The sequence below is a fragment of the Rhodococcus maanshanensis NBRC 100610 genome (genome assembly GCF_001894865.1).
GTDB classification, from domain to species: domain Bacteria; phylum Actinomycetota; class Actinomycetes; order Mycobacteriales; family Mycobacteriaceae; genus Rhodococcus_G; species Rhodococcus_G maanshanensis.
On sequence record NZ_BCXA01000013.1, the window covers coordinates 19673 to 46479 of the forward strand.

Consider the following 26807-nt stretch of genomic DNA (forward strand, 5'->3'; position numbering starts at 1 on the left):
TCCGGCTGCGAGGGCGCATGATCGGGGTCGAGAACTCTGTCTGGAGGAATGTTGGCCACACAACCGATTGTCGGGAGGTCGACGTCCGCCCGACTCGTGGTCATCGCCCTGGCCTCCTGTGGCATCGCGGTCTCGCTGATGCAGACGATCGTGATGCCGCTGCTGCCCGAGTTCCCGCGTCTGCTGAACACCTCCGCCTCGAACGCGGCGTGGCTGGTGACCGCGACCCTGATCGCGGGCGCGGTCTGCGCGCCCGTGCTGGGCCGGCTCGGTGACATGTTCGGCAAGCGCCGGATGCTGTTGATCGCGCTGGCCGTGATGGTGCTGGGCAGCGCGCTCGGTGCGGTGTCCGACGAGTTCGCGGTGGTGCTCGTCGCCCGGGCGCTGCAGGGCGCCGCGATGGGCGTCATCCCCCTTGGCATCAGCATCATGCGCGACGAGCTGCCTGCCGATCGGGTCGGCTCGGGCATCGCGTTGATGAGTTCGACCCTCGGCGCGGGCGGCGCCATCGGGCTGCCGCTGACCGGAGTGGTCGCGGAGCACCTGAGCTGGCATTGGCTCTTCGGCGGTGCCGCCGTGCTCGGCATCATCGAGATCGTCACCATCTGGCTTCTGGTGCCCGAGTCGCCGGTGCGGACCGGAGGGCGATTCGATCTGGTGGGGGCGGTGGGGTTGTCCGCGGCGCTGATCTGCCTGCTGCTCGCGGTGACCCAGGGCAACAGCTGGGGCTGGTCCAGCGCGGTGATTCTCGGGCTGTTCGCGGGGTCGACCGCCCTGTTCCTGCTCTGGGGCGTCTACGAGCTGCGGCTGGCCTCGGACGGTGTCAAGCGGCCGCTCGTGGATCTGCGCGTCTCCGCCCGACGGCAGGTGCTGCTGACGAACATCGCCTCGATCCTGATCGGCTTCGCCATGTTCACCTCGTTCATGGTGAGCGCGCAGATCTTCCAGGCGCCGACCGCGACGGGGTACGGCTACGGGATGTCGCTGACGCTCAGCGGGATCGCCCTGCTGCCCGGCGGCCTGATGATGATCGCGTTCTCGCCCGTGTCCGCACACATCTCGCGGCGCAGGGGGCCACGGACGACATTCCTGTTGGGCGCCGGGATCCTGTTGGTCGCCAATCTCACCCGCGCACTGGTGCCGCACCAGCTGGGGGTGATCGTCGCGTGCATCGCGGTGACCGCGATCGGCGCCGCATTCGCATACGGGGCGGTTCCGGCGATGATCATGCGCGCCGTACCGGTGTCCGAGACCGCGGCCGCGAACAGCCTCAACTCGCTGGCCCGATCCATCGGTACCTCCGCGTGCAGCGCGGTCGTCGCGGCGGTCACCACCGCGTCGATGATGCAGGTCGCGGGCGTGGAGTTCCCTACGGCCCGCGCGTACGCGCTGGTCTTCGGGATCGGATCGGCCGCGGCGCTGGTCGCGCTGCTCGTCGGGGTGTTCATCCCAGGTGACGAAGACGGCCCGCAGGATTTACCGCTGAGTGAGACTGAACCGGACCGGATCCGCGCCGCTCCGTAGCGTCCCATTCGCGCGAGCGCACGTGATCCGCGCACGCCGCGAGATTGGGGAGAGCATCGATGGATCTGATGGAGTCTGCCGCGCAGACCGAGCTGCGCCGCGAGCTGCGCGCGTATTTCGCCGCACTGCTGCCGGAGCAGAAGCGCCGCACGGCAGGTGAGCAGGGTGTCGGCGGCGAAGACTTCCGCGAGATCGTCCGGCTGCTCGGCCGCGACGGCTGGCTCGGCATCGGGTGGCCGGTCGAGTACGGCGGGCAGGGCCGCTCCATCGAGGAGCAGTTCGTGTTCTTCGACGAGGTGCAGCGCGCCGGGCTGCCCTTCCCGTTCGTCACGGTGAACACCGTCGGACCGACGCTGATGAAGTACGGCACGCCGGAGCAGAAGGACCGGTTCCTGCCGGGGATCCTCGCGGGCGACATCGTCTTCGCGATCGGCTACACCGAGCCCGAGGCGGGCACCGACCTCGCCTCGCTCAAGACCCGCGCTGTCCTCGACGGCGAGGAGTGGGTGGTCGACGGCAACAAGATCTTCACCTCGGGCGCCAACACCGCCGACTTCGTGTGGCTCGCGTGCCGCACGGATCCGGAGGCGCCCAAGCACAAGGGCATCTCGATCCTGGTCGTCCCCACCGGCGACCCCGGCTTCTCGTGGTCGCCGATCAACACCGTCGGCGGACTCATGGTCACCTCGACCTACTACAGCGGCATCCGCATTCCGCAGAAGGACGTCATCGGCGAGGTCAACGGCGGATGGCAGCTGATCGCCGCGCAGCTCAACCACGAGCGCATCGGTCTCGCCGCGATCGGTGGCCGCACCTATGGCCTGTGGCACCAGGTGCTGGACTGGGCCAAGGAGAACGGCGCCATCGAGATCCCCTGGGTGCAGCAGGAGTTCGCCCGCACGCACGCCAAGCTCGAGGCGATGCGGCTGCTGAACTGGAAGATGACGGCGGCCGTCGCGGCAGACACCCTGTCCGGTGCGGATGCCGGGGCTACCAAGGCGTACGGCACCGAGACCCACATCGACGTTTACCGCACGCTGCTCGGCATCCTCGGTGCCGCGGGCCGCATCCGGCCCGACTCGCCGGGTGCGTTGCTGGCCGGTCAGATCGAGCAGATCTCCCGCCAGGGCATGGTCAACACCTTCGGCGGTGGCGTCAACGAGGTGCTGCGCGACATGGTCGGCACCATGGGCCTCGGCCTCGTGCGTGAGAAGAGGGTCAAGTGAGCGAATTCCTCACCAAGCTGAGGGCATTCGAGGGTCAGGTCCTGACGCCGACGACTTGGGGTCCGGACGAGGTCAACACCCCGATGATCAGGCACTGGGTCCAGACGATGGGCGACACCAGCCCCATCTACCTCGACGACGAGGCCGCCCGTGCCACCGGTCGCGACGGTGCCGTCGCGCCCGCGCTGATGGCGCAGGTGTGGACCATGCGCACCTTCACCGACAAGATGGCGAACAACGATCCGTCCCAGGTGTGGACCGACCTGATCGCCACGCTCGACGACGCCGGCTTCACCTCCGTCGTCGCGACCGACTCGGACTTCGAGTTCTTCGTGGAACTGCGTCCCGGCGACCGGGTTTCGCTCACCGAGGTGATCGAGTCGATCTCCGAGGAGAAGAAGACGGGCCTCGGCGTCGGCCACTTCGTCACGACGCTCAAGACGTACCGCCGCGGCTGTGCCGCAAATGCGCACGGTGGTGACGACGAGGTGGTCGCGACCCAGCGGTGGCGCACACTGCGATTCAAGCCGAAGGCTGCGGAAGGTCCCAAGGGCCTGCGTCCGCGCCCGGCGCTCAACGCCGACAACGCCTTCTGGTTCGAGGCCGCCAAGGAACACCGCCTGGTGATCCAGCGCTGCGCCGCCTGCGGGACGCTGCGCCATCCCACCGGACCGATGTGCGGCGCCTGCCGCTCGCTCGAGTGGGACACCGTCGACGCCTCGGGCCGCGGCACCGTCTACAGCTTTGTCGTCAACCACCACCCGCAGATCCCCGGTTTCGAGTATCCGCTCGTCGTGGCGACCGTCGAACTCGACGAGGGCACCCGCCTGATCGCGAACATGACAGGTGTCGCGCCGGACGACGTCGAGATCGGCATGCCGGTGGAACTGGACTGGATCGACGCCGACCCGGATCTGACGCTGCCCGCGTTCCGTCCGGCCGCACGGGAGGAGCACTGATGGACTTCAACTTCAGCGAAGAGCAAGAGGCGATTCGCAACCTCGCCGACGAGGTCTTCACCAGCAAGGCCGGCATCGACCGCGTCAAGCAGGTCGAACTGAGCGACGAGCGCATCGACCGCGAGCTGTGGCGCGAACTCGCGACCACGGGCCTGCTCGGCATCGCCCTGCCCGAGGACCTCGGCGGCGGCGGCATGGGCCTGTCCGAGCTGTACGTACTGCTCGAACAGCAGGGGCGGCACGTCGCGCCCGTGCCGATCTGGCAGTCGGCTCTCGCGGCCCTCGCTGTCGCCGAGTTCGGCACCGACGAGCAGCGGACCGCGCTGGTCCCCGGTGTCGCCGGGGGCACCACCTTCCTGACGATCGGTCTCGAGGAGTTCGGGCCGTACGTCGCGGGCGACCCGCGGACCACGGCCACCGAGGCGGGCGGCCGGTGGACCCTGGCCGGCGCCAAGGCCGTCGTCCCGATCACGCACGTCGCGGACCGCGCGATCGTCTCGGCCACCACGCCGTCCGGTGCCGCGCTGTTCGTCGTCGACCTGACGGCCGACGGTGTCACGGTGGAGCAGACGCAGTCCACCACCTGGGAGATCTGCGGCAACGTCACGCTCGAGTCGGCCCCCGCGGAGCTGCTCGGCCCCGCCGACGGCAGCACCGCCCAGTGGCTGCAGGGCCGCGTCGAGCTCGCGCTCGCCGCGATCCAGCTCGGTGTCGGCTCCGGCGCCGTGCAGCAGGCCGTCACGTACCTCAACGGCCGCATGCAGTTCGGGCGTCCGCTCGCGACGTTCCAGGCCGTCAATCATCAGCTGGCCGACTGCTACATCGACCTCGAGGCCATGCGGGTGACGCTGTGGCAGGCGGCGTGGCGGATCGCGGAGGGCCAGGAGCTCGGCACGTCGGTGCTCGTCGCCAAGTGGTGGGCCACCGACGGCGGCCAGCGGGTGGTGCACCGCACCACCCATGTCCACGGCGGCATGGGTGTCGACACCGACTACCCGGTGCACCGGCACCTGCTGTGGGGCAAGCAGATCGGCGCCACCCTCGGCGGGTCCGCGTCCGATCTCGCCCGCCTCGGCGCGCAGCTCGCGGCGGGCGTCGAGGTGGTCGCATGACCGCCACCGCGCCCGCGCTGGCCGGGCGCAGCTACGACGACATCGCGGTCGGGGAGGTGCTGCCCGAGCTGGCGATCCCGCTCACCCGCACGCTCATCGTGGCCACCGCGATCGCGACGCGCGACTTCCAGGACGTGCACCACGACCCCGAGCTGGCGCGCGAGCGCGGCTCGAAGGACGTGTTCATGAACATCCTCACCAGCAACGGTCTTGCGGGGCGGTTCGTCACCGACTGGGCGGGAGCGTTCGCGACCGTGCGCCGGGTGAAGATCCGCCTCGGTGCCCCGAACTACCCGGGCGACACGATGACCATGACCGGCGAGGTGGTCTCGGCCGAGAACGGCATCGTCGAGGTGAGGGTGCAGGGCGCCAACAGCCTCGGCACCCACCTGTCCGGCACCGTCACCGTCGCGTACCCCGCCGCCGAAGGGAGGCACGCCTGATGGCCGTCAGCCCACTCTCGGGTGCCGCCGCGATCGTCGGCATCGGTGCCACCGAGTTCTCGAAGGAGTCAGGCCGCTCCGAGCTGCAGCTCGCGTGCGAGGCCGTCACCGCGGCGCTCGCCGACGCGGGGATCGACCCGTCCGAGGTCGACGGTCTCGCCACCTACACGATGGAGACCAACGGCGAGATCCTCGTCGCCCGCAACTGCGGCCTCGGCGAGCTCAAGTTCTTCTCCCGGATCGGCTACGGCGGCGGCGCGGCGTGCGCCACGGTGCAGCAGGCGGCGATGGCCGTCGCGACCGGTGTCGCCGACGTGGTGGTCTGCTATCGCGCGTTCAACGAGCGTTCCGGGGTCCGCTTCGGTCTCGGCCAGCACGATCGGCCCATGGACAGCACCGCCGACCGGGCCGCGTACGCATGGCTGACCCCGCAGGGTTTGGCGACTCCCGCCCAGTGGGTCGCGATGTTCGCCCGGCGGTATATGCACCAGTACGGTGCGACGAGTGAGGATTTCGGTCGGGTCGCTGTCGTGGCGCGCAAGCACGCCGCGAACAACCCCGCCGCGTGGTTCTACGGTAAGCCCATCACGCTCGAGGACCACCAGAACTCCCGGTGGATCGCCGAGCCACTGCACCTGCTCGACTGCTGTCAGGAGACCGACGGCGGCCAGGCCCTCGTCATCGTCTCGGCCGAGCGCGCAAGGGATCTGCGTAACAAGCCCGCGATCATCAAGGGTGCCGCGCAGGGTTCGGGCAAGGACCAGCACATGATGACGAGCTACTACCGCCCCGACATCGCCGACATCCCGGAGATGGGTCTCGTCGGTCGTCAGCTCTACGGCCAGAGCGGTCTGACACCGGACGACATCAACGCCGCGATCCTCTACGACCACTTCACCCCTCTGGTGCTCCCGCAGCTCGAGGAACTCGGTTTCTGCCGTACCGGCGAGGCCAAGGACTTCATCCGCGAGGGCAATCTGGAGATCGGTGGACGGCTGCCGAGCAACACGCACGGCGGCCAGGTCGGTGAGGCGTACCTGCACGGCGTCAACGGCATTGCCGAGGCGGTCCGGTTGCTGCGGGGTACGTCCACCAACCAGCCCGAGGGGGTCGAGAACGTGATCGTCACGGCGGGAACCGCGGTTCCCACGAGCGGTCTGATTCTCGGCGCCGCCTGACCCGAAACATCTGGAAGGACCGAAGAATGACGGCAGTGGAGCACAAGCAGGCCGGCGCGTGGCGCGGGGTCGACCTCGGCACCCGCACGGTGACCTACACCGAGCGCGACGCGATCATGTACGCGCTCGCGGTCGGGGCCGAGGCCACCGAGCTGGACCTGGTGTTCGAGGACCGACTGCGCGTGCTGCCGACATTCGCGCTGACGCTGGCGCAGTGGGCCCCCGACGAGCTGGGCTCGCGGGGCGCCTTCGACACCAAGACCGCGCTGCACGGGTCGCAGGAACTGAAGGTGCTCAAGCCCCTGCCGCGCAGCGGTGAGCTGAGCCTGACCGCCTCCGTCGGCGAGGTCTGGGACAAGGGTGCCGCGGCCGTGTTCGAGGTCAAGGTCGAATGCGAGTACTTCGTGGCGACCTGGTCGCTGTTCGCGCCCGGCTACGGCGGATTCGGCGGCGAGCGGGGCCCGTCCAAGCCCCCCGCGCCGGAGGGTGAGCCGAACCTGTCGGCGGAGCTGGCGACCTTCGAGACCCAGGCCGCGCTCTACCGCTTGACCGGCGACCTCCATCACATCCACATCGACCCGGCCGCCGCCGAGCGCATCGGCCAGCCGCGGCCGATCCTGCAGGGCCTGTGCACCCTGGCCGCGAGCACGCTGCCGCTGGCACGCGCACTCGGTGCACACCCCGCCGACCTGGTGGAGTTGTCGGGACGGTTCTCCGCGCCGGTGTTCCCCGGCCAGGCCTTGCCCGTGCGCGGCTGGCGCGACGGCGACGCGGTCGAGTTCGAGGTCGGCTCGGACACCGTGGCGATCGCGGGCGCTCGCGCCCGGTTCGCGGGCTGACCGCGATGGCTGTCGCCAACCCCGCCGACTTCGCAGGCAAGTCGGTCCTGATCACCGGGGGCACGAAGGGGATCGGCCGCGTCACCGCGGAGACGTTCCTCGCGGCGGGCGCGCAGGTGACGGTCTGCGCGCGAAGCGAACCCGAGACGGTGCCCGAGGCCGACGGTCGACGGGCGGCGTTCCTGCCCGTGGACGTCCGCGACGCCGACGGGGTGCGCGCCATGGTCGAGAGCGCACATGCCGCGATGGGCGGGCTCGACGTGCTGATCAACAACGCGGGCGGCTCGCCCGATGCCGACGCGGCCGAGGTCTCGCCCCGGTTCGTCGAGAAGATCGTCGCGTTGAACCTGTTGGCGCCCTTCTATGTTGCGCAGGCCGCGAACCGGCTGATGCAGGCGCAGGAGGACGGTGGGTCGATCATCAACATCGGCTCGGTCTCCGCGCACGACCCGCAACCCGGCACCGCCGCGTACTCGGCGGCCAAGGGTGGGCTGCTGGTGCTGACGAGGGCGCTGGCGCTCGAGTGGGCGCCCAAGGTCCGGGTCAACCACATCACCACCGGGCTGATCCGCACCGAGGCCGCGGCGTCGGTGTACGGCGAGGACGGGGGAGCGGCGGTCGCCCGCACGCTGCCGATCGGCCGGATGGCGGTGCCTGCGGACATCGCGGGCGCTTGCCTGTTCCTCGGTGGGTCGTTGTCCTCGTACGTGAACGGGGCCGATATCGCCGTTCACGGCGGCGGCGAGTACCCGGCGCGCTACATTGCCACCCATCCCGAGCTCGGCTGAGCCACAAGCACTCTCACAGATCGGAGCACTGGCACATGGGGACTCTCGAGGGAAAGGTCGCGCTGATCACCGGCGCGGGTCAGGGAATCGGTCAGGGCATCGCGTTCGCCCTCGCCAAGGAGGGCGTCGCGATCGCGGTGGCCGGCCGGACCGAATCCAAGCTCGACACCACGGTCGCGGCCATCCGTGAGTTCGGCGGCACCGCGATCCCGGTGCGCTGTGACGTCTCCGACGGCGACGACATCACGGCGGCCGTGGACAAGACCGTCACCGAACTGGGCGGCATCGACATCCTGGTGAACAACGCCAACGACAGCAGGCCCGGCCCGCTGCTCAAGGTCAAGGACGACGACTTCAAGCGCGCCTTCGCCTCCGGACCCCTCGCGACCCTCCGGTTGATGCAGGCCTGCCACCCGCACATGAAGGCGCGCGGCGGCGGCTCCGTCATCAACCTGGTGACCTCGGCGGCGGTTCGCTGGGACGCCAGCAACTACGGCGTGTACGGCGCCATCAAGGAGGGCATGCGGGTGCTCACCCGGGCCGCCGCAGGCGAGTGGGGCGCCGACGGGATCCGCGTGAACAACGTCGCCCCGCACGCGCTCACGCCGGCGCTGGAGTGGTGGATGGACAAGAACCCGGAGGAAGCCGCCGAGTTCGTCGCCGGCATCCCGCTCGGCCGCGTCGGCGAGCCGGAGGCGGACATCGGCAGGGCGGTGGTGTTCCTGGTCGGCGAGGACGCCCGCTACCTCACCGGCGCCACCATCCCGCTCGACGGCGGCCAATCCCGCTGGGGATAGGCGCCTCCTGCGCCCGTGAGTCCTTCTGGTCCCCCTTGGGGCCGGAGGACTCACGGGGCGAAGTCGTCACTCTCAGTTTCCTGCCAGTTTCCCTGGGTAAATTCCCGCGGATGCGTGAACGCCTCCCCTCCCCGCCGCGGCATTGGCCGCTCGCCGTTGCCGCCCTGATCCTCGCCGTCGGGATCCTTGCGGTGTTCGGCCCGTCCGAGGTCGCCACCAACCCGGTCTTCGGCGCCTCGACGTCGCTGTACCGACAGGTGGACGCCGTCACCAGCACGTGGCCGAGCGAGATGGGCACCCTCACCGAGCTGGCGGCGGAGGTGCTGCTGCTGGCGCTCGCGGCGATGCTCGCGGCGGCACTGTGGTGGGGCCGCGGCGACACGCACTCCCTTGCGGTCGGGCTCGCGGGCGGGGCGGGCGCGGCCGCGTCGGCACTGGCGACACTGGCGGTCAAATCGGTGGTGACCGAGGAAAGGCCGTGCACCGCCGTCCCCGGTGTACACGCTCTCGCGGAGTGTCCGCCGCTCGGCGACTGGTCCTTCCCCAGCAACCACTCCGGCATCGCCGCCGCGCTGGCGACCGCGGTGGTGCTCGCCAGCTATGCGGCGCGCCGGGTGTGGCTCTGCGTGCTCGCCGCCGCGACCGCGGTCGTGGTCGCGATGCTGCGCGTGGTCAGTGGCGTGCACTACCCGCACGATGTGGCGGCGGGCCTGGTGTTCGGCGCGTCGATCGCGGCGGCGGTCGCGATCGTGCTGACCCCGGTGACCGCGCAGCTGGTGCGGCGGGTCGGCCTGGGCACAAGGCAGCCCGTGCGCGGTTAGCGAGTCTTGGGACTCGGCAACCACGCACGGGCGCGCAGCGCCTTTGCCACGCCGAGCATCTCGTCGACATCGGTGATCTTGACGCGCGGGCGCCCCGAGGCGGCGCCCCTGGCGCGCTCGGCTGCATCGATCGCCTGCCAGCCGCGGTAGTCGATCCGGGCGGGCTGACGCTGCGCGACCAGCTTGGTCAGGTCCTTGCGGCTGCCGACCGGTCGGCTGAGGCTGCCGGACTGGAAGTCCTCGAGCAGCCCGCGGACGGTTTCCTTGGCGCAGGCCTTGTTGGTCCCGATCACGCCCGACGGTCCGCGCTTGATCCAGCCGGTGACGTAGACGCCGTCGACGGGCGCACCCCCGGCGGACTCGAGCACCCTGCCGTTGTCGTTCGGGATGGTGCCGCGGCGCTCGTCGAACGGGACGCCCGCGAGCGGACGCCCGCGGTAGCCGATCGAGCGCAGTACCAGGGAGGCGTCCATCGTCTCGGAGTCCGCGGTCGGCCGGGCGCTCGGCGCGCCGTCGGCGCCGGCGACCAGCTCGTTGCGCGCGACGGTGACGGCCTCGACGCGCTCGGTGCCGAGCAGGCCCGTCGGAGAGGCCAGGTAGCGGAAGACGATCCGCTTGTGGCCGGGAGTGCTCGTGCGTTCGGCGAATTCGCGCGCGAGTTGCACCTTGAACTCGGTGGACGGCTCGTACTCGCCGCCCTCGAGCAGGCGGGCGCTGAGCTCGTCGAGCTCGAGCTCGACCGGGTCGATCACCACGTCGACATTCTCGAGCTCACCGAGGGCGAGGAATTCGGGGGTGGAGTACGCGGCCTGGGCGGGCCCGCGACGCCCGAGCAGCACAACCTCGCGGATGTTGCTGTGGCGCAGGGCCTCCAGCGCGTGATCGGCGATGTCGGTCTCGGCGAGCTCGGCGACGTCCATGGTGAGCACGCGGGCGACGTCGATCGCGACGTTGCCGTTGCCGACGATGACCGCGCGCTCGCCGGACAGGTCGAAGTCGCGGTCGGCGTAGTCCGGGTGGCCGTTGTACCAGGCCACGAACTCGGTGGCGGCGTGGCTGCCGGGCAGGTCCTCGCCCGGGATGTCGAGTCTGCGGTCGCTGGAGGCGCCAACCGCATAGATCACCGCGTGGTGGTTGGCCATCAGCTCGTCGTGGCTCAGGTGCTTGCCCACCTCGACGTTGAGGTGGAACTGGAAGCCGTCCTTGGCCGCCGTCCACTCGAACGCGTCGGTGATGACCTTGGTGCCGGGATGGTCGGGTGCGACCCCCGCGCGGATCAGCCCCCACGGGGTCGGCAGCTTCTCGAACACCTCGACCTCGACGTCCGAGTGCACCAGGAGCTGCTCGGCGGCGTACGACGCGGCAGGCCCCGCGCCGACGATCGCGACGCGCAGGGTGCCGAGATCGACGCGCTTGGCCTCGGTCGGTTGGAGGGGCTTCCAGCCCTCCTGCAGCGGGTACTTCTCGTAGTAGTTCGCGTTGATCTCCGCGTATCGCGCATCCGCCTCGGACAGCTGGTCCTCGGGGAAGATCGCGGCGACCGGGCAGGCGTCCACGCAGGCCCCGCAGTCGATGCACGTGTCCGGCTCGATGTACAGCATCTCGGTGGTCCGGAACTGCGCCTCGTCCGGCGTCGGGTGAATGCAGTTCACCGGACAGGTCGCAACGCAGGAGGCGTCGTTGCAGCACGCCTGGGTGATCACGTATGCCATGGGAGTCGTTCCTAGGTGCGGGAGCTGGGACTGCGGGGCGGATCGCCGGTCGGGCTCGGACCGTCCGCGCGATCAGAGCAGGTTGACCCGCTTGTAGAGGCGCTTGGACGGACCGCCGACGAGGCCGGCGCTGTCGAGGAACTGCATGAGCTTGGTGCCCGACGTGCGGACCTTGTCCTTGTAGTGCGGGTTGGCCTTGGCCTCGGCGATGGCGCGCTCGGGCTCGAGGCCGGCGTTCGCGTAGACGTCCTTGCGGATCATCGACTTCATCACGAAGTAGACGACGACGGCGGTGTTGAGCCGCTCGATCTGCAGGCGGGTCCAGCTCGCGCCCTGTAGGCGGCGGCCGACCTCCTCGCGGGCGAAGCGGATGTGCCGGGCCTCCTCGAGGACGTGGATCTTGCTCACCGTGCGGGTGACGGGCTGCACGCGCTCGTCCTTCATGAAGTCGCGCTGCATCATGTCGAGGATCTCCTCGGCGGCCATCACGCTGGCGTACGCGTTGGCGCCCTTGAAGAATCCGCCCCAGATCCGGCCGAGCTTGTGGATGACGGGGTGCGGGCCGTAGCTGGGCATGCCGAATCGCTCGCCTGCCCGGGCGAACATCACCGAGTGGCGGCACTCGTCGGCGACCTCGGTGAGGGCGAACTGCACGTGGCGGGAGTGCTTGTCGCGGCCGTAGACGTCGCGCAGCAGCATCTGCATGAGCAGGATCTCGAACCACAGGCCGACGCTGGAGACGCTGGCCGCCTCGTGCTTGGTGAGCTCGACCTTCTGCTCGAGGGTCATCTCCTCCCACAGCGCGGTGCCGTAGAGGGTGCTCCATTCGGGGGTGAGGCCGTACTTGTCGTCCGGTACCGGTGCCTCCCAGTCCACCTCGATCATCGGGTCGTAGGACTTGCGGGCGGAGGACGCCAGCAACCGCTTCGCCGTTTCCTCGCGGTCGGAGATCGCGGGGCGCTGCAGCGGCATCGCGGTTGTCATGAGCAGTCCTCCATTTGTGTGACACCGAGTAACAGGTACTGCGACTGTACATCTACCCCCGTGGTGTGACAACTGTCACCGGACAGCTGTCCGGTGGAGAGGAGTTTGGTCACCCGAACTTCCTGATATGGTCTTGCGAACTAGAGTGGTGGATGCACGAATCGACAGGGGAGACGGCGTTGTCAGTGGAGGAGCTCGGCGCCGCGACGCCGGAGCGAGCGCCAAGGCGTACCGGCTCGGCCAAGGGCCGTCTCATCGCGCTGGCCGGGCCCGCATTCGTCGCCGCGATCGCGTACGTCGACCCGGGCAACGTCGCCTCGAACCTGACGGCGGGCGCCAAGTACGGCTATCTGCTGGTGTGGGTGCTGGTGCTGGCCAACGCGATGGCCGTGCTGGTGCAGTACCTGTCCGCGAAGCTGGGCCTGGTCACCGGGCGCTCGCTCCCGGAGCTGCTCGGCGATCGACTCCGCCCCGCTCAGCGCAAGGCCTTCTGGGTCCAGGCCGAACTGGCCGCGGTCGCCACCGACCTCGCCGAGGTGATCGGCGGCGCGATCGCCCTCAACCTGCTGTTCGGGGTGCCGCTGCCGCTCGGCGGCCTCATCACCGGCGTCGTCTCGATGGCGATCCTCGCCACCCAGAGCCGCGGCCAGCGGACCTTCGAGTTCGTCGTGATGAGCATGCTCGCGATCATCACGCTCGGCTTCGTCAGCGGGCTGGCGTTCACCGACGTGTCGGGCGGCGAGGCGCTGGCGGGCCTGGTTCCGCGCTTCGAGGGCACCGAGACCGTACTGCTGGCGGCGAGCATGCTCGGCGCCACCGTGATGCCGCACGCGATCTACCTGCACTCGGCGCTCGCGCGCGATCGGCACGGCCGCGACATCGAGCCGGGCAGGCTGCCCCGGTTGCTCAAGGCCACCAAGATCGATGTCGTTGGCGCGCTGATCGTCGCAGGCTCGGTAAACATCGCGATGCTGCTGCTGGCCGCGTCCGCGCTGCGCGGGATCGAGGGCACCGACACCATCGCGGGCGCGCACGCGGCCATCTCCGGCGCCCTCGGCCCCGCGGTCGCGGTGATCTTCGCGATCGGCCTGCTCGCCTCGGGTCTCGCGTCCACCTCCGTCGGCTGCGCCGCGGGCGCCGAGATCATGTCGGGCCTGCTGCACTTCCGGATCCCGATGCTGCTGCGCCGGATCCTGGTGCTGATCCCGGCGCTGGTCGTGCTCGCCATGGGCGCCGATCCGACGCTGTCGCTGGTGATCAGTCAGGTGGTGCTGAGCTTCTGTATCCCGTTCGCGCTCGTGCCGTTGGTGCGGATGACCTCCGAGCGCGGGCTGATGGGCGAGCACCTCAACCGGCGCGGTACCACCGTCGCGGCCTGGGCGGCGACGGCCGTCATCGTCGCCCTGAACCTCGCGCTGCTGGTTCTCACCGTCACCGGCGCCTGACGCTCACCCGCCCGGGAACGCACCCCCCCAGAGGCGCCGGATCACTCGGGTTCGGCCGCCGCGACCAGCTCCGTCGGTGCCGCCTCGGCATCGGTTCCTGCGGTCCGCACGCGTCCCGGTGCCCAGACGCCGACGAGCACCGCCGACACCAGCATCACCGCGGCCAGGACATACGACGAGTGCGACATTCCGGCCATGAAGGCGTCGCGAGCGAAATCGGCGAGCTGCTCGCCTTGCGGGCCAGCACGTTTGGCGACCTCGAGCGCCGAAGCCAGTGACGCCCCGACCGGCTCCTTGGCGACCTCCGGCACCGCGGCGACGGCGGGAGCGATCTCGCGGGTGTAGGTGGCGGCGAGCAGGCTGCCCGCCACCGCGATGCCGATCGCCGCGCCGATCTCGCGCGCGGTGTCGTTGACCGCGGAGGCGACGCCCTGCTTGTCGTCCGGCGTGTTCTCCATGATCGAGGTGGTGGCAGGCGCCGAGCACAGACCGAGGCCGGCGCTGAACATCAGCAACGCCACCACCGCCTGGCCGTACCCGCCGTCGATGTCCAGCCCGCCGAGCAGGATCAGGCCGACCCCGGCCAGCGCAAGTCCGCACAGTGCCAGCGCGCGCTGGCCGACCCTCGGGATCAGCCACGGCGTGATCGCGGAGACCGCGACCATCGGAACGACCATGGGCGCCAGTGCGATTCCGGCCTGCAACGGGCTGTAGCCGAGCACGAGCTGCATGTACTGGATGACCAGGAAGAACAATCCGAAGGAGGCGAGGAACTGCAGGGTCAGTGAGGCCGCACCAGCGCCGAACCCGCGCACGCCGAACAGTCGGACGTCGAGCAGGGGATGCGCGCGTCGCATCTCGACGATCGCGAACGCGACAGCCGCGAGCAGCCCGCCGACCACCGCGAGCAGCACGACGGGGTCGAGCCAGCCGCGGGCCGGACCCTCGAGCAGGCCGAGCACGACCAGTCCCACGGCCGCGACGGCGAGCACCGCGCCGAGTAGGTCGAACGGCGGCGAGTCCTCTTCGCGCGACGAGGGCACCGTCCAGGCGATCGCGAACAGGGCGACCGCGGCCGCGGCGAACCCGACGAAGATCGACTGCCACTGCCATTTCTCGAGCAGCAGGCCGGACACCAACAGACCCGCGATGCCGCCGGACGCCGCGACGCCCGCCCAGATCGCGACGCCGCGGGACCGCTGCTCGGGCGGGAAGCTCGCGGTCAGCAGGGACAGGGTCGCGGGCATCACCAGTGCCGCGCCGATCCCCGCGATCGCCCGCGAGCCGATCAGCCACTGCGGGGAGTCGAGCCAGATCGGCAGCGCGGAGGCCGCCGCGAAGATCAGCAGCCCGACCAGCAGCACCCCGCGACGGCCGTATCGGTCGCCGAGTGCCCCGGCGGGCAGCAGCAGCGCGGCCAGCGTCAGGGTGTAGCCGTCGACGATCCAGGTCAGTTCGCTCTGGGTGGCGCCGGTGTCGAGCGCGAGGGCGGGCAGCGCCGAGTTCAGTCCGGCCGCCGCCGCGATGACCATCGCCACGGCCGAGCACACCACGGTGAGCGTCCATACTTCTCGTGCGGACATCTTGGTCCTGGCGGACTCGGTCGGACGGTTCATCAGCGCCTCCGGTGGAGAAAACAAGACTGTCAGTATCGTTTGAAGACCGACGGTTCCACAACCCCGCAGTCATTGGAGGTGGCATGGGCGACGAGCCCGCCGAGGCGGCCGAAACCGATTCCCGCGAGGACCCCCGCAAGGTCCGCTCGCGTGCGCGACTGCTCGACGCGGCCACCGCGCTGTTGGCCAAGGGCGGCACCGAGGCCGTCACCATCGACGCGGTGACCAGGGCGGCCAGGGTGGCCCGCGCGACGCTGTACCGGCACTTCGACAGCGGAACCGAACTGGTCGCGGCCGCGTTCGGCCGGCTGATCTCGCCTGCGGCGACGGTGCCGGAGGGCGGTGACCTGCGGGCGCAGCTCATCGCTCTGCTCACGGACCAGGCGCGGCTGATCGAGGCCGCACCGATGCAGCTGACCGCGCTGTGCTGGCTCGGGATGGGGCCCGGGCTCGACGAACGCGCCGCCAAGGAGGGCGCGGGCGGTGCCGATCGCCCGGAGCTGCGCTCGTTGCGCAGCCAGATCGCCGAACAGTACCGGACCCCGTTCGACAGGATCTTCGCGACCGCGGAGGCAAGGGCTCTGCTCGGGGACACCGACTACGAGCTGGCCCTGGCGCAGCTCCTCGGCCCGTTGGTGTTCACCAAACTCGCGACGCTGCGGCCGCTCGGCCCCGAGGCCTGCGCGAGGATCGTCGACGACTTCCTGGCGGCCCGCGCGTCGGCGGGACAATCCTCCACCCTCTAAAGGCTGGGTGCCGACGCAGTCGCGGATCTATGATCGAAGGCACCCCACGGCTCGATCGTGAGGCCCAGCCGACAAAACCAGTCGATCATCAATGGTGAGATGGGGCCGAGACATGACGACGACAGACGTCCGGAGGGGACAGACGATGTTGAAAAGACTCGCAGTGCTATTCGCCATGGTGGCGGCCATGGTCGCCCTCGTCGGAGTCGGCCCCGCGGCGGCCGCCGGTCCAGCGGTGCTCGGAGGTGGATCCGGGATCATCGTCGGCGGTGAGGCGATGTGCACGCTGACCACCATCGGGCACGACGGAGCGGGTCGACTGGTCGGTATCACGGCAGGACACTGCGGCGAGCCGGGCATGGCAATCACGTCCTCGCACAACGAGGAAGCCGGCATCGTCGGCCACATGGTCAGCAAGAGCACCCAGTGGGACTACGCGGTGATCGAGTTCAACCCGGCCAAGGTCGTCCCGGTCAACCGGGTCGGCGGCGTCACCATCACCGGCATCGGCGCACCGGCCAACTTCCCGGACATCGTGTGCAAGGAGGGCCTGCGCACCGGCAACACCTGCGGTATCACGTGGGGTGACCTGGTCCAGACCAACGAGACGTGGACCCAGATGTGCGTTATCGAGGGTGACTCCGGAAGCCCGGTTGTCCGGGGCACTACCCTGGTCGGCATGGTCAACGCCTACGTGGGATTCGCATGCATCGGACCGGAACTCGGCACCAATATCGATGTGATCATGGCCGACATCAACGCCCGTGGTGGCGTTGGCGCGGGCTATCGCCCGATCTAACCCGGAATGCCACCACGTAAGCGAAGCGGCGACGGCCTCACCGCACAGAACCTGATCGAGCTGACCGAGGCACTCGCCGCGGGGAAGCGCGCCACCGTCTACCTGATCGAACCCACACCGAGCCTGAACCTGGCCGCGGGCTGTTCCGCGCGCGTGCTCTCCGTGCAGGGCACCACGCTGATGCTGCGGCCGAAGGGCGTCAACGACGAGTTGCCGTTCGAGGCCGATGAGCTCCGGCTGACCCGGATCCCCGCGGCCCCGGCAAAGGCGAAGGGCGCCAAGGCTGCTCCCGCCAAGGTTGCTCCCGCCAAGGCGGCCGCCGCGAAGGCCACGCCGACGAAGGCCACACAGGCGAAGGCTGAACCGGCGACGACGGCCCCTGTGAAGGCCGCAGGCCCGGCGAAGACCGCGCAGCCCGCGGCACCTGCACCAACCCCGACCCGATCGAAGGCGCCCGTGACCGCACCGAAGACCCCCGCATCGATGACGCTCGCGCCGAAGCCGGAATCGGCTCACCAGGACGGACCGGCGGCCACGCCCGCGAAACGTGTACGCCGGCCGAAGGATCCGACGAGCGTGAGCGTCACCCTGCACGCCGAGGCGGGCAACGAGTGGACGGTCACCGTGACCCACGGCGAGCGGCGCCCTGGCCGCGCGGCCCCCGTGTCGGCCGATGCGGTGGAGCGAGCGGTGCGCGAGCTCGGTGATCCCGCTGCCGAACAGGCGGTGGCTTCCGTGCTCACCGCGGCGCGCGATGCCGCCGCCAAGCGGGTCGAGGAACTGAGCAGGCAGCTCGCCGAGGCGCAGAGCACGCTGGACGCGCTCGGCGCCGACGGCGTCTGATCGAACCAGCGCCGACGGGCGCCTGATCGCAGCGGAGGTATCTCGATGTCCGTGCCCCAGAGCGTCTCCCAGCTGTTCTCGCTCGACTCGCTGCTCGACGACGAGGAGCTGGCGATCCGGGACACCGTCCGCAGGTTCGCCGCGGAGCGGATCCGGCCGCACGTCGCGGGGTGGTTCGAGCAGGGCACGCTGCCTGCGCGTGAGCTCGCGGCCGAGCTGGGCGGGATGGGGCTGCTCGGCATGCACCTCGACGGCTACGGCTGTGCAGGCACGAGCGCGACGGCCTACGGACTGGCCTGCCTGGAGCTCGAGGCCGTCGACTCGGGCGTCCGGAGCCTGGTGTCGGTGCAGGGGTCGCTGGCGATGTTTGCAATCCACCGCTTCGGTTCGGAGGAGCAGAAGCAGCAGTGGTTGCCGCGGATGGCCGCTGGGGAGGCGCTCGGCTGCTTCGGGCTGACCGAACCCGACTTCGGCTCCAACCCCGCGGGGATGCGCACCTCCGCCAAGCGGGACCGCGGCGACTGGGTGCTCAGCGGCACCAAGATGTGGATCACGAACGGATCGGTCGCCGACGTCGCCGTGGTGTGGGCGCGCACCGACGACGGCATCCGCGGATTCCTGGTCCCCACGGACAGCCCCGGATTCTCGGCCCCCGAGATCAAACACAAGCTGTCCCTGCGGGCCTCGGTCACCGCGGAGCTCGTGCTCGAGGACGTGCGGCTCCCCGAATCGGCGATGCTGCCCGAGGCGCGCGGGCTGTCGGGACCGCTCAGCTGCCTCGGCGAGGCCCGGTTCGGCATCGTCTTCGGTGCGCTCGGAGCCGCCCGCGACTGCCTGGAGACCGCGATCGACTACGCGGGCAGCCGCGAGGTCTTCGACAAGCCGCTGGCCGCATTCCAGCTGACCCAGGCGAAGCTGGCCGACATGGCGCTCGAGCTCGGCAAGGGGCAGCTGCTGGCGCTGCACCTGGGGCGGCTCAAGGATCGCCACGAGTTGCGTGCGGAGCAGGTGAGCCTCGGCAAGCTCAACAGCGTCCGTGAGGCCATCGCGATCGCCCGCGAATGCCGGACCATCCTCGGCGCCAACGGCATCACCCTCGAGTACCCGGTGCTGCGGCACGCCAACAACCTGGAGTCGGTCCTCACCTACGAGGGCACCTCCGAGATGCACCAACTGGTGATCGGGCAGGCGCTGACAGGCGCGTCGGCGTTCCGGTAGCCGCTGCGGGCCTTGTGCTCGCCATCGCGGACGCGCACGCTGAGTCGGGGGGCCGTGACGCGAGCGGAGCCGGACATGGACACAGAGACGACCGAGATCGCACCGGATGTCTACCGATTCTCGACCTACGTCAGCGACGCCAACCTGGTCATGAACCAGTACCTGATCGACGGTGACGAACCCCTGCTGTTCCACATGGGCCAGCGCGCGCTGTTCCCTTTCACCTCCGCGGCGGTCGGCCGGGTGCTCCCACTCGAGCGGCTGCGGTGGATCACGTTCGGCCACGTCGAGGCCGACGAGTGCGGGTCGATGAACTCGTGGCTGGCGGCCGCGCCCAACGCGGAGGTCGCACACGGCGCGCTGAGTTGCTTTGTCCAGGTCGACGATCTGGCGGACCGGCGGCCCCGACCGCTGCAGGACGGCGAGGTGATCGAGGTGGGCGCTCGGCGCGTGCGTCACATCGACACCCCGCACGTGCCGCACGGCTGGGACGCCTGCCTGGTATACGAGGAGACGACGTCGACGCTGCTGTGCGGCGATCTGTTCTCCGCGTTCGGCAGGCACCCCGCCGTCACGGACAGCGAGATCGTCGGCCCCACGCTGGCGGGGGAGGAGATGGCGCACCCGACGGCGCTGACCCCCGCCCTCGGCCCGACCATCCGGGGGCTCGCCGACCTAGCGCCCAGGACCCTCGGGCTCATGCACGGACCCGCGTACACCGGGGACTGCGCAGGCGCGCTGCGGGAGCTGGCGGCGGCCTACGAGGAGCTGCTCGAGGCGGAGGGGGAGCGACTGCGCGGGCAGGGGTGAACGCGGCAGTCCCCTGCCCGGCCGGTCAGGCGCTGAGCGCCTGGTCGACGGCCCGGTACCCGATGGGTTCGCCCCCGAGCGCGTCGAGCCGCGCGTGTAGCCCGGACCGCACTGCCGGCCATTCCGCGCGGAGCACCGAGTAGATCGCGGTGTCGCGCCAGGCGCCGTCCGCTCTCCGCTTGTCTCGCCTGAGCACGCCCTCGAGCACGGCGCCCAGCCGCTCGATGGCCGAGCGCGAGCGGACGTTCGCGGCGTCGGCCTGGATCTTGACGCGGCCGAAGCCGCTCTCGAAGGCGAGCCCGAACAGCAGGAGCTTCGCCTCGGGATTGACCGCGCTGCCCCAGACCCGGGGATCGTAGGCGGTCCAGCCGATGTGTGCGGATTCGGTGGCCTCGTCGAAGTCGCCGAGGGAGGTGGTGCCGACGAGGGCGCCGTCGTGCGCGCCACCGCGGACCCGGACCCCGTAGACGTTGCAGCGGTCGAACTGCAGGTACTCCCTCGCCCAGGCCAGGAAGTCGTCCCGGTCGGGCCGGTAGCCCGCGCTGCCGCCGCCGAAACCGCCCGCGAACACCCGGGGGTCCGCGATCGCCGTACAGAGCTCGGGAAGGTCTGCGGGAGAAAGGGGTTCGAGACAGATGTACCGGCCGCGCAGGGGCGCGGCCTGGGGACGTACTGCTGGCATGGGCCGCAGTGTGCAGGTCAGAGGTGACGGGCCGGTGAATACAGATTTGACGCTCGGCGACGGTCCGGCTCAGGTGTCGTGTGCTCGCCGCAGCGCGTATGCCTTGAGACGGCTGAACCCACGCACACGCAGCGACCGCAGCGACCTGAGCTCGAGATCGTCCTCACCCTCCAGCGCCGCGGCGAGCGTGGCGTCGACCAGCACGGCCCCGGGCCGGGCCGAACTGGTCAGGCGCGCAGCGATGTTCACCACGGACCCGTACACATCACCGAATCTCAGCAGGACCGGGCCCATGGCCAGGCCGACCCGGAGGGCGGGCAGGTCCACGGTGGCGAGGGCGGCATCCTGCAGCGCGAGCGCGATCCGCGCGGCGTCGGCGGGGTCCTCGACCGCGAACATCACCTCGTCACCGAGGTTCTTGATCACCCAACCGCGCCCCTGGTTGATCACCGTCATCGCGGTCGACTCGAAGTCCTCGAGCAGGCGGGTCAGTTCATCGATGTCGATGCGCCGGGTCAGGCTGGTGTAGCCGACCATGTCCGCGAATCCGATCACCAGGGTGCGGCTGTCGGTGCCGTCGCCCGCGCTGTCGAGAAACCGTGCGGCGTTGGAGGCGAGGTGCCTGCGCCACACATACGACTGCAGCTTCTCCAGCGCAGGCAGCATCTGTTCGGCGACCAGGGTCGCCTGTGCCGCGACGGCGAGGACGTCGGCCTGATCGGATCCGCCCGCCTGTTTCACCCGGTCGAGGATGTGGCTGTTGAGCAGCCCGAGCTGCCACTCCGCCAGCCGCGCGAAGGACTGTCCCAGCGCTCGGGTGACCGGCACCTCGAGCTCGGCGTCGATGATTCCCATGTCGACCAGCGAGGTGATGGTGCGCAGGGCGTCGACGTCCACATCGGTGAACATCGGCGTGTCCGGGTTCGAGTCCACCGCGAAGCCCATCGCCACCCACAGCCGTTGTGCGCGTTCGAGGGGCACGCCTGCCGCCGCGGTCGCCTGCGCGCGCGTGTACTTGACGTCGCCGCCGAGCAGGTTCCGCTCCACCTCCGCCTGGATCAGTGCGAATTCGGGCGGGGTGGGGCGGCCGTTCGCGGTGTCCTCAGCCACACACGGCTCCGCGCGACGCCGAGCCGACCAGCTTCGAGTACTTGGCCAGCACGCCCCTTGTGTAGCGAGGCGGCAGCGCCGACCAGCCCTCCGCCCGCCGCGTCAGCTCGGTCTCCTCGACCATCACGTCCAGCCTGCCCGACGCCACGTCGAGCCGGATCTGGTCGCCGTCGCGCACGAACGCGATCGGGCCACCGTCGACGGCCTCGGGCGCCACGTGCCCGACGCACAGCCCGGTGGTGCCGCCGGAGAAGCGGCCGTCGGTGAGCAGCAGTACGTCCTTGCCGAGGCCCGCGCCCTTGATGGCCGCGGTGATCGCGAGCATCTCCCGCATGCCGGGCCCGCCCTTTGGCCCCTCGTACCTGATCACGACGGCGTCGCCCGAGGTGATGGTGCCGTCCTCGAGGGCGTCGAGTGCGGCCCGTTCACGATCGAAAACCCTTGCCGTGCCGGTGAACACGTCGGACTCGAAACCGGCCGACTTGACCACCGCGCCGCCGGGCGCCAGCGACCCGCGCAGGATCGTGATGCCGCCGGTCGGGTGGATCGGTGCGCTCATCGCCCGGACCACCTTGCCGTCGGGGTCGGGCGGGGCGATCTCGGCGAGGTTCTCCGCCACCGTGCGCCCGGTGACGGTCATGCAGTCGCCGTTCAGCAGGCCCGCATCGAGCAGGGCCTTCATCATCACCGGCACGCCGCCGATGCGATCGATGTCCGTCATCACATGCTTGCCAAAGGGTTTCACGTCGGCCAGGTGCGGGACGCGGGCGCCGACGCGGGCGAAATCGTCCAGGCTCAGGTCGACGCTCGCCTCGTGTGCGATCGCGAGCAGGTGCAGGACCGCGTTGGTGGACCCGCCGAAGGCCATCACCACCGCGATCGCGTTCTCCAGCGATTCCTTCGTGATGATGTCCGAGGTGGTGATCCCGCGTCGGAGCAGCTCGACCACGGCCTCGCCGCTGCGCCGGGCGTAGCCGTCGCGTCGCCGGTCGGTGGCGGGCGGTGCCGCGCTGCCGGGCAGCGACATGCCCATCGCCTCTGCCGCGCTGGCCATCGTGTTGGCCGTGTACATCCCGCCGCAGGCGCCCTCGCCGGGACAGATGGCCCGCTCGATCGCGTCCACGTCCTCGCGGCTCATCAGCCCGCGCGAGCACGCGCCGACCGCCTCGAACGCGTCGATGATCGTCACCTCGCGCTCGCTGCCGTCCGACAGCTTCGCGATGCCGGGCAGGATCGAGCCGGCGTAGAGGAAGACGCTGGCGAGGTCGAGCCGTGCCGCGGCCATCAGCATCCCCGGCAGCGACTTGTCGCAACCGGCGAGCAGGACCGAGCCGTCGAGCCGCTCGGCCTGCATCACCGTCTCGACGCTGTCGGCGATGACCTCGCGGGAGACCAGCGAGAAGTGCATGCCCTCGTGACCCATCGAGATGCCGTCCGAGACCGAGATGGTGCCGAACTCGAGGGGATAGCCGCCGCCCGCGAACACGCCGTCCTTGCATGCCTTGGCGAGCCTGTCGAGCGAGAGGTTGCAGGGGGTGATCTCGTTCCACGAGGACGCCACCCCGATCTGCGACTTGCCCCAGTCGGCATCGCCCATGCCGACCGCCCGCAGCATGCCGCGCGCGGCGGTCTTCTCGAGGCCGTCGGTGACGTCGCGGCTGCGGGGCTTGATGTCGGGGGCGTTCGGGTCAGTGGGCACGCTCATCATCATCCTCCGGTCGGTCCGGTGTTGGCACGGAACGGGCATCGCGCCCCGTGAGGGCCAGCAGGCGCACCTGCAGCGGCGCGTCGTTCGGCACCGCGACGGGAGGTGCGAACAGTCCACTGGCACTCAGCATCTCGCGCTGCGCCTCGGCCTCCTCCCAGACCGCGGCGACCAGCTCGGGGTCTAGGTCCTCGTCGAGGCCTGCCGCCCTGGCCAGGTCCCAGCTGTGCACGGTCACGTCGAACACCTGCTCGCGCAGGTACCGCTCGAGGGCCACTGTGCCGTACGAGAGGTGCACCTCGGTGGCGGGCGGAGCCACGGCCCACGCCGCGGTCGCCAGCCCCGAGTAGCGCCGCCACTCCGCGACGAGGTCGTCGCCGAGCGGGTGCACGTGCGCCTGCGCCTTCGCGACGGTGAGCCCACCGAGCAGCGGCGGCACCCACTGCTGCTCGGCGATCACGTGCCGCACCAATTGCTCGGTGTCCCAGTCGCTGTCGGGGGTCGGGGCGGACCAGTCGGTGACCGCCTCGATGCGGGTCCCGAACTCGACGTGGGAGCGGCGTTGCAGTTCCAGCCATCCCAGCGCCATGTCAGGCTCCTCGGGTTCTCACTGTCCGGCCGGTGGCTGGATCACGCTGAAGACCGCCCCCTGTGGGTCCGACACCACGGCCATCCGGCCGACCTCGGGCACGTCGAACGGCTCGGCCAGGACCTTGCCGCCGGACGCCCTGATCGCCGCGACGGTGTCGTCGGCGTTCTCGGTGGCGAAGTAAATGTGCCAGTGGGCGGGGATACCCGGCACCCGGGGCCGGGCGCAGCCGCCGACCTGATCCTCGCCGACCTGGAGCACCGTGTACTGCCCGCCCTCCATGTCCGTGGTCGTCCCGGTGAGGCCGAGCACGGCCTCGTAGAACGGGAGCGCCTCGTCCGGCGCGGCGGTGATCAGCTCGTTCCAGATCAGCGTGCCCGCCTCGTTGACGAGTCCCGCACCGATGTGGGTGCCTGCCTGCCACAGGCCGACCGCGGCGCCGACCGGGTCGACGACGAACGCCATCCGGCCCGACGGGTCGATGTCGAAGGGGCCGGCCAACACCCGGCCGCCCGCGGCGGTCACCCGCGCGGTGGCCGCGTCGACATCGTCGACCGCAAGGTAGGTATTCCACACCGGCGGCAGGTCCTCCGGGACATCGGGCGGCATCGCGGAGGCCGCGGCGACGTACTCGCCGCGCAGCTTCGCCATCGAGTAGATGCCACCCTCGGCGGTCGGCATGTCCTCGAACTCCCAGCCGAAGAGCCCGGCGTAGAACGCCTTCGCGGCCTCGGGGTCGGTGGTGGACAGGTCGACCCAGCTCGGGGTTCCCTGCTTGTAGCTCGAACGAGTCGGCATGTCTGCTCCTCTGGTTTCACAGATGGTTCGAAGCTCACCGACCACGCTTCCAGCCGTGGTGTCGTTTGGGAAGACCGAACGGTGTCAGAGTGCCCGGCACGACTCCTGCAGCTGGGCCACCAGTGTCTGGTTCGCGTCGACCGCGCCGCCGCCGACGAGGGCGATCGTCAGCTGCACGACCGATGCCACCACCGGGTCGCCGTCGGTCGTGTACCGCTCGAGCTGGTCGGTGACCACCGGGGCGAGCGCGGACCGCACGTCGGCGTTCATGCCCTCCCATCCGGCGTACAGCTCGCAGGCCGCGGCTGCGGCCGCCATGCCGTTCTCGGCGCTCAACACATCGCGGGCGGCGACGGAGCCGTCGACGGCTTGTTGTGCGCGCGCCGACAGCTGTGCCGCGGCGTCCGTCACGTCGGCGGTGCTGCAGGCGGACAACGCGACCGCACAGGCGGCGGTCACGGCGAGGGTGGGGATTCGGCGGTGACGGGGCATCGGGTGGGGACTCTTTTCTGGTCGGACCGGACTGGGTGTGATCGTGCTCGCGATCACGGCGTCGCGAATCCTCCACGATCGGCGGACGCCCAGATGAACCGGGCATGCGTCACGGCCTCCGGCCGGGCTGCACGGCGGGGGCCGAGATGTCGCAGTGCGGGCGGCAGGCCACGGATTCCTCGTCGACCACCGCGGGGACCCCCGCCGGGATCATCGCCGCGGCCAGCGCCGCGCCGATCACCAGCAGGCCCGCGCAGATCAGCATCGCGATGTCGAATCCGTGCGAGAAGGCCTCCGGATCGGCGAAGCCCGTGCCCGCGATCCCGGCCAGCCCCGGCAGCGCCGCGACCGCGAGCAGCTGGCTGCTGCGCGCGACCGCGTTGTTCACCCCCGACGCGATCCCGGCCCTGTCGGTCGACACCGAGGTGAGCACCGCGGCGGTCAGCGGCGCCACCAGCGCCGACAGCCCGAGCCCGAACATGAGGACGCCGGGCAGCACGTCGGTCAGGTACGAGGCGCCTGGGCCGATCCGCAGCATCAGCAGCAGGCCCGTCGCGGCGAGCAGCGGCCCGACCGTCATCAACAGGCGCGGCCCGTGGTGCTGGGCGAAGCGGCCCGCCCGCGACGAGAGCACCAGCATCAGGCCGGTGATGGGCAGGGTGGCGAGGCCGGAGGCCAGCGGCGAGTAGCCGGCCGCGAGCTGGAGCTCCAGCACGAGGAGGAAGAACACCCCGCCGAGGGCGGCGTACACCGCCAGGGTCACCAGGTTCGCGGCGACGAACACCCGCGAGCGGAACAGCGCGGGCGGGACCAGCGGATTGCCGGAGCGCCGCTCGACGACGACGAACGCCGCGAACAGCAGCAGCCCGACTACGACGGCGGCCCACTGCCCGCCGATCAGGCCGTAGGTCAGCGCGCCGAGGGCGAGGGCGGCGAGCGCGGCGCCCAGCACGTCGAGCCGGCCGTGGGCGTGCGGGTCGCGGCTCTCCGGCACGTGCCGCGCGGCGACCCACACCACCGCGGCCGCGAGCGGGAGGTTGATCAGGAACACCACCCGCCAGCTCGACACCTCGACGATCCAGCCGCCGAGCAGCGGACCGACCGCGCCCGCGACACCGCCGAGCCCGGACCACAGCCCGATCGCCGCGCCGCGGTCGTCGGGGTCGATGGCGGCGGACAGCAGCGCCAGGCTGCCCGGGGTCAGCAGGGCGGCCCCGACACCCTGCAGGATCCGGGCCAGCACCAGCAGTTCGATGCTCGGCGCCAGCCCGCAGAGCAGCGAGGAGGCGGCGAACCAGACGGTGCCCCAGATGAACATCTTGCGCCTGCCGAGGCGGTCGCCGAGCGCGCCCGCCAACAGGATCAGGGAGGCCAGGGTGAGGGTGTACCCGCTCAGCACCCACTGCAGGCCGGCGACGTCGGTGTCGAGGTCCTCGCCGATCCGCGGCAACGCGATGTTGACGACGGTCGCGTCGAGCATGGCCAGCGCGGAGCCGAGGACCGTCGCGAGCACCACCCAGCGGCCCTTGGTCGAGCGCAGGCGGACCGTCGCACCCAGCGCGTCCATGCGC

The 26807-nt window shown here is 70.5% G+C and carries 26 protein-coding genes; 16 read left to right on the plus strand and 10 right to left on the minus strand.

All coding sequences use genetic code 11. The annotated features are described in order from the left end of the window. Positions 1 to 48 precede the first annotated feature (48 nt). The 10 genes from RM1_RS07095 to RM1_RS07140 all read left to right on the plus strand — a co-directional run bounded on the left by RM1_RS07095 (position 49) and on the right by RM1_RS07140 (position 9687). Positions 49 to 1524: an MFS transporter gene (locus RM1_RS07095; protein ID WP_072750638.1), complete on the plus strand. Its 1476-nt coding sequence runs from the start codon at positions 49 to 51 to the stop codon at positions 1522 to 1524. Positions 1525 to 1583: 59 nt separating this feature from the next. Continuing rightward, a complete protein-coding gene (locus RM1_RS07100) occupies positions 1584 to 2750 on the plus strand; it encodes an acyl-CoA dehydrogenase family protein (protein ID WP_072750639.1) in 1167 nt (388 codons plus the stop codon). Beyond that, positions 2747 to 3709, plus strand: coding sequence for a bifunctional MaoC family dehydratase N-terminal/OB-fold nucleic acid binding domain-containing protein (locus RM1_RS07105; protein WP_072750640.1), 963 nt, complete (start codon positions 2747 to 2749; stop codon positions 3707 to 3709). The genes RM1_RS07100 and RM1_RS07105 overlap by 4 nt, the downstream gene beginning before the upstream one ends. Next, complete coding sequence (locus tag RM1_RS07110) at positions 3709 to 4821, plus strand: acyl-CoA dehydrogenase family protein (RefSeq protein ID WP_072750641.1); 1113 nt, start codon at positions 3709 to 3711, stop codon at positions 4819 to 4821. The genes RM1_RS07105 and RM1_RS07110 overlap by 1 nt, the downstream gene beginning before the upstream one ends. Beyond that, complete coding sequence (locus RM1_RS07115) at positions 4818 to 5264, plus strand: MaoC family dehydratase (RefSeq protein WP_072750642.1); 447 nt, start codon at positions 4818 to 4820, stop codon at positions 5262 to 5264. Before RM1_RS07110 ends, RM1_RS07115 begins: the two co-directional genes overlap by 4 nt. Further along, complete coding sequence (locus tag RM1_RS07120; RefSeq protein WP_072750643.1) at positions 5264 to 6442, plus strand: lipid-transfer protein; 1179 nt, start codon at positions 5264 to 5266, stop codon at positions 6440 to 6442. Before RM1_RS07115 ends, RM1_RS07120 begins: the two co-directional genes overlap by 1 nt. Positions 6443 to 6468: 26 nt before the next feature. Then, the gene (locus tag RM1_RS07125) at positions 6469 to 7281 is read left to right on the plus strand and encodes a MaoC/PaaZ C-terminal domain-containing protein (RefSeq protein WP_072750644.1); all 813 of its coding nucleotides are present in this window, start codon (positions 6469 to 6471) and stop codon (positions 7279 to 7281) included. 5 nt (positions 7282 to 7286) lie between these two features. Further along, positions 7287 to 8069: an SDR family oxidoreductase gene (locus RM1_RS07130; RefSeq protein ID WP_072750645.1), complete on the plus strand. Its 783-nt coding sequence runs from the start codon at positions 7287 to 7289 to the stop codon at positions 8067 to 8069. Positions 8070 to 8104: 35 nt separating this feature from the next. After that, complete coding sequence (locus RM1_RS07135; RefSeq protein WP_072750646.1) at positions 8105 to 8866, plus strand: SDR family NAD(P)-dependent oxidoreductase; 762 nt, start codon at positions 8105 to 8107, stop codon at positions 8864 to 8866. A gap of 110 nt (positions 8867 to 8976) precedes the next feature. Further along, entirely contained in the window at positions 8977 to 9687 is a 711-nt protein-coding gene (locus tag RM1_RS07140; RefSeq protein WP_083576575.1) for a phosphatase PAP2 family protein, read from the plus strand. On the opposite strand, the gene RM1_RS07145 is transcribed toward RM1_RS07140, so the two are convergent. Both RM1_RS07145 and RM1_RS07150 read right to left on the minus strand, forming a co-directional pair. Continuing rightward, the gene (locus RM1_RS07145) at positions 9684 to 11399 is read right to left on the minus strand and encodes an FAD-dependent oxidoreductase (RefSeq protein ID WP_072750647.1); all 1716 of its coding nucleotides are present in this window, start codon (positions 11397 to 11399) and stop codon (positions 9684 to 9686) included. The two genes, RM1_RS07140 and RM1_RS07145, sit on opposite strands and share 4 nt — an antisense overlap. Before the next feature lie 72 nt (positions 11400 to 11471). Next, positions 11472 to 12383 carry an AurF N-oxygenase family protein gene (locus tag RM1_RS07150; protein WP_072750648.1) on the minus strand — a complete coding sequence of 304 codons (912 nt, stop codon included), beginning with the start codon at positions 12381 to 12383 and terminating at the stop codon, positions 11472 to 11474. Positions 12384 to 12535: 152 nt separating this feature from the next. Here RM1_RS07150 and RM1_RS07155 point away from each other — a divergent pair, with 152 nt between their 5' ends. Beyond that, on the plus strand, positions 12536 to 13828 hold the full coding sequence (locus tag RM1_RS07155) for an Nramp family divalent metal transporter (protein ID WP_083576576.1): 1293 nt from the start codon (positions 12536 to 12538) through the stop codon (positions 13826 to 13828). A gap of 41 nt (positions 13829 to 13869) precedes the next feature. On the opposite strand, the gene RM1_RS07160 is transcribed toward RM1_RS07155, so the two are convergent. Beyond that, complete coding sequence (locus tag RM1_RS07160; protein ID WP_072750650.1) at positions 13870 to 15444, minus strand: MFS transporter; 1575 nt, start codon at positions 15442 to 15444, stop codon at positions 13870 to 13872. Between the two features lie 83 nt (positions 15445 to 15527). On the opposite strand from RM1_RS07160, the gene RM1_RS07165 reads away from it, so the two are divergent. The 5 genes from RM1_RS07165 to RM1_RS07185 all read left to right on the plus strand — a co-directional run bounded on the left by RM1_RS07165 (position 15528) and on the right by RM1_RS07185 (position 19860). Continuing rightward, the gene (locus tag RM1_RS07165) at positions 15528 to 16190 is read left to right on the plus strand and encodes a TetR/AcrR family transcriptional regulator (RefSeq protein ID WP_072750651.1); all 663 of its coding nucleotides are present in this window, start codon (positions 15528 to 15530) and stop codon (positions 16188 to 16190) included. A 145-nt stretch (positions 16191 to 16335) separates the two neighbouring features. Further along, positions 16336 to 16989: a chymotrypsin family serine protease gene (locus RM1_RS07170; protein ID WP_072750652.1), complete on the plus strand. Its 654-nt coding sequence runs from the start codon at positions 16336 to 16338 to the stop codon at positions 16987 to 16989. A 6-nt stretch (positions 16990 to 16995) separates the two neighbouring features. Continuing rightward, positions 16996 to 17832 (plus strand): translation initiation factor, encoded by an 837-nt coding sequence (locus RM1_RS07175; RefSeq protein WP_072750653.1) that lies wholly within the window; start codon positions 16996 to 16998, stop codon positions 17830 to 17832. A 45-nt stretch (positions 17833 to 17877) separates the two neighbouring features. Continuing rightward, positions 17878 to 19050 (plus strand): acyl-CoA dehydrogenase family protein, encoded by a 1173-nt coding sequence (locus tag RM1_RS07180; RefSeq protein ID WP_072750654.1) that lies wholly within the window; start codon positions 17878 to 17880, stop codon positions 19048 to 19050. 75 nt (positions 19051 to 19125) lie between these two features. Further along, on the plus strand, positions 19126 to 19860 hold the full coding sequence (locus tag RM1_RS07185; protein WP_072750655.1) for an oxygen-binding di-iron domain-containing protein: 735 nt from the start codon (positions 19126 to 19128) through the stop codon (positions 19858 to 19860). A 25-nt stretch (positions 19861 to 19885) separates the two neighbouring features. Here the strand turns inward: RM1_RS07185 and RM1_RS07190 are convergent, their stop codons facing one another. The 7 genes from RM1_RS07190 to RM1_RS07220 form a co-directional block, all read right to left on the minus strand. Then, positions 19886 to 20542 (minus strand): GNAT family N-acetyltransferase, encoded by a 657-nt coding sequence (locus RM1_RS07190; protein WP_072750656.1) that lies wholly within the window; start codon positions 20540 to 20542, stop codon positions 19886 to 19888. 69 nt (positions 20543 to 20611) lie between these two features. Next, a complete protein-coding gene (locus RM1_RS07195; protein ID WP_072750657.1) occupies positions 20612 to 21652 on the minus strand; it encodes an adenylate/guanylate cyclase domain-containing protein in 1041 nt (346 codons plus the stop codon). Continuing rightward, positions 21645 to 23360, minus strand: coding sequence for a dihydroxy-acid dehydratase (ilvD, locus tag RM1_RS07200; RefSeq protein ID WP_072750658.1), 1716 nt, complete (start codon positions 23358 to 23360; stop codon positions 21645 to 21647). Before ilvD ends, RM1_RS07195 begins: the two co-directional genes overlap by 8 nt. Then, a complete protein-coding gene (locus RM1_RS07205; RefSeq protein WP_072750659.1) occupies positions 23341 to 23946 on the minus strand; it encodes a TIGR03086 family metal-binding protein in 606 nt (201 codons plus the stop codon). Before RM1_RS07205 ends, ilvD begins: the two co-directional genes overlap by 20 nt. A gap of 18 nt (positions 23947 to 23964) precedes the next feature. Further along, positions 23965 to 24744 carry a VOC family protein gene (locus RM1_RS07210; RefSeq protein ID WP_072750660.1) on the minus strand — a complete coding sequence of 260 codons (780 nt, stop codon included), beginning with the start codon at positions 24742 to 24744 and terminating at the stop codon, positions 23965 to 23967. An 84-nt stretch (positions 24745 to 24828) separates the two neighbouring features. Beyond that, positions 24829 to 25236 carry a hypothetical protein gene (locus RM1_RS07215; RefSeq protein WP_143069472.1) on the minus strand — a complete coding sequence of 136 codons (408 nt, stop codon included), beginning with the start codon at positions 25234 to 25236 and terminating at the stop codon, positions 24829 to 24831. Positions 25237 to 25345: 109 nt separating this feature from the next. After that, positions 25346 to 26803: an MFS transporter gene (locus tag RM1_RS07220; RefSeq protein WP_072750662.1), complete on the minus strand. Its 1458-nt coding sequence runs from the start codon at positions 26801 to 26803 to the stop codon at positions 25346 to 25348. Positions 26804 to 26807 lie beyond the last annotated feature (4 nt).